Below are 3,324 nucleotides of genomic sequence, written 5' to 3' on the forward strand. Positions count from 1 at the left end.
CCCGGCGTCGCGCGCCCTACTTGTCCGTGAGCGTGCCCAGGATCAGCAGGTCCGACGGGAGGTACGCCTTCGAGAAGGTGAACCGGTTCTTGGCAGGGAAGAGCAGGTTCTGGAGCGCGAAGGTCGAGGCCGGCTGGAAGGTGACCTTCTTCAGGGCCGCGTCGATCTTGTCGGGCAGCAGGCGCTTCATCTCCTTGGCGAGGTGCGCCTTGATCTGCTCCGCACCGCTGGCACACGGACCGTCGCCGTGGTGGCTGGTGGTGACGACGGTCGGCGTGACCTTGGTGGTGGTGAACTTGAGAACGGGGTTGCCCTTCTCGGTGACCACCTTCACCTCGTACCAGGCGTCGGCGTTCATGCTGATGGAGATGTGGCCTTCCTTGTTGGTCTTGTCGCAGTTGTTGTTGAGACACCCCCAGTACTCGAAGTCGAGCCGGTGGTCCTTCATCCGGAGCTCCGCCTTGACGGCCGTCCCGGACTTGGTGCCGGTGAAGGAGAGGCCGCTCATGTCGATGTCGGCCCTGTCCCTGTTGCCCTGATCGAACCGGAAGCCGTAGCGGATCAGGCCTTCCGTCGTGGACTTGGAGACGTCCGGCCACTTGATCTTGACCGCGATCTGCCCGGTGGCGGCGGTCCGCCAGGCCTTGTTGACCGCGCCCGGGTCGCTGGGCCTGGCGCCCAGTTCGGCCGCGGCGGCGTTGATCCCGGGGGTGATGATGTCCCGGTGGATGATCTTGCTGTTGATCATCAGGGTCGCGTCGTAGCCGTCCGGGACCGGCTCGTTGAGCAGCAGCGAGACGTCCGTCGGCATCGCACCGTTCGTCCTGATGAACAGCTGCAGGAGGTCCTTCTTGGCGTTGGTGATGCGGGTGCGGACCTTGAACGCGGTCGGCTTGAGCCCCTCCAGCACGGCGTAGTCACCGAGGCTGATGCTGTTGATGTGGTACGAGATGCCCTTCTGCGCGATGGCGTCCTTGAGCGGCTTGTCCAGCCCGGGGTGGTGGTCCTTGGTGCCGATGTACTTGGCCTGGAAGTCCCCCTTCCCGAGCTCCAGCGACACCGCCAGGGTCTTGTTGCCGCGGGAGTCCACCCTGCCGGAGACCACGGACAGCGGGATGGTGCTGATGACCAGGGGCTTCTTCTTCAGATCGAGCTGTTTCGGGGACTTCCACGTGAAGTCCTCCCGCCGGTAGGTGTCCTTCCTGTGGTCCCAGTCCTCCTTCACCTTCTTCGACCCGGCGATGGTCGTGCCCTTCTCGATCAGCTGCGTCAGCTTGACGTGTCCGGTTTGACCCTCGATGAACTGCATCTCGGGCTTGCCGAGCTGGATGCGCACCTGGAGCGCCCCGGCGAGGTAGTAGTCGCCCTCGCCCGGGACCTTCTCCCCGGTGAAGCCCTCGAAGACGACTTCCGTGCTGCCGCCGGGATTCTGCTCCTTGTAGATCTTCTGCAGGATCCGGTTGACCTTCTCGCGGTTCATGGTGAGGACGGCGTCCCAGCCGTTGAGTGCGCTGCCGGCGTTGTACATCGCCTCGACCAGGTCCGCCTCGCTGCTCGCGGCGGCCCGGGGTTCCTGCGGCACGCCGTCGGCCAGGGCCGGCGTGAAGTGCCCCTTCCACTGGGCCTCCAGGTGGAAGTCCAGCTCGATGCCGACGGTCGGCCCCTCGAACTCCAGCCCCTCGTTTCCCTTCTTCGGCAGGCCGATCTTCCAGTCGCTGAACGGGGTAACGCGCGAGATCCGCTTGTCGAACGAGCCCTCGCCGTCGCCGAAGGTGGGCTTGCCGGTCGCCCGCTCATAGACGTACGGGCCGAACTTGCGCTCGGCGGTGGTGAAGGTCAGCTGCCGGTGGTCCGTCGTACGGTCGTGGAACGGGCTGCCGCCATACGTCAGGGCGATGACGTACGTGCCCTCGCCCTTCTTGCGGACGCCGGTGAGCCGGGCGACGACCCGGTGGGCTCGGACCATCGCGTAGTCCTGGAACTGCGCGGCGTCGGCGGGGATCCGGACCACCACCTGGCCATCCACCAGCCGCTCGACGGGCACCTCGGCGATGCGGTACGTGATGGGCTTGGGGAGCCTCTGCGGCGGCGGCTGGAGCCGCGTGATCCCGTGGATGATGTTGTGCTGCTGCTGGGCCATCACGTCGAGCAGTTCGGTGAGCCCGAAGGTGCCGATCGCCGTGGGGGTGCCGAGGTACTGGTACTGGACGGCGCCGTCCTGGAGCAGGAGGGTGCGGCCGAGGGCGGCGAGGGTCTGCTTGAGCTCGAACTCCGCGGCGCCGGTCAGCCCGATGAGGTCGAGGCCGTCGGTCTCCGGCGGCTTGGTCGAACCGAGGTTGAGCTTGACGACGAGGCTCTCCAGCCGCTTCTTCTGCCGCTCGTTGAGCCCGTTGTTGACGAGGGCGACGTCGATCTCCTGGCGCAGCTGGGTCAGCCGGGCGGCGGCCTCCACCCACGCCTTGCCGCGCACGGCCAGGATGGCGAAGGCGGCGTGCAGCGGTTGACGCAGCTTGCGCAGGTCGTCGTCGCCGTTGAGGGCTTCGAGGGCGGCGTCGAACCCGGCGGCGAAGACGTCCCACTCGTGGGTGGCGGGCATCTCCAGCTTGCCGTTGACCTTGGCGAGCGCGTCCTGGAGCTTCTTGACGTTCTCCGCGGTGCCGTAGAGGTTGCCGGCGATCTCACCGATCGCCTTGAGCACCTCCACCAGCTGCTTGAGCTTCTCGGCCGTCTTCGCGAACTCCTGGACGGCACCGGGAGCGCCGGCCGGATTGGCGATCGACCCGCCCACGGCGAAGAGGACCTTGGCCGAGTCGACGCCGAACTTGACCCACTTCCACTTCACCTCCTCGCCGAGCCGCTGCTTCAGCGCGTCGATCTGGCCGTTGACGACGAGCATCTGGCCCTCGACCTCGGCGCGCAGCTGCTCCACGCGCTGGGCGGCGCCCGCGTACTCGGTCTGCCGCTGCTTGAGGATGCGCTGGTGCTCCCTGGTGACGTCGCCCTGGTGCTCCTGGAGCTTGCGGAGGTACTCGCTGAGGAGGCGGCCGGTCTGCTTGATGTTGTCGTTGATCTGCTGCTGGTTGTTGGCGTTCAGTTCCTGGGCCTTACGGACCGCGAGCTGACCTTGCAGGTCGCGGAGGTCCTGGCGGACGAGCTCGGCCTTCTTCAGCAGCGTGTCGACGAGCTTGGTGTAGGACTCGTAGGTGAGGTACGGCACTTCGACGGCAGTGACGTCCATCCCGCAGGCGGCTCTGGCGAGGTAGAGCGCGCGGGTGCGCAGGGTGAGGAGCTCCGGCTCCTTGGCGCTCTCGGGGACGAGCCCGG

General features: G+C 66.8%; 1 protein-coding gene. It reads right to left on the reverse strand.

The genetic code is table 11. The features are described 5' to 3' along the window. Positions 1–16: 16 nt before the first annotated feature. Positions 17–3,324: hypothetical protein (locus AB0O00_RS33360; RefSeq protein ID WP_363658219.1), on the reverse strand; the 3,308-nt coding region annotated here is incomplete at its 5' end.

It is taken from the genome of Kitasatospora sp. NPDC093558 (genome assembly GCF_040683475.1).
Lineage (GTDB): Bacteria > Actinomycetota > Actinomycetes > Streptomycetales > Streptomycetaceae > Kitasatospora.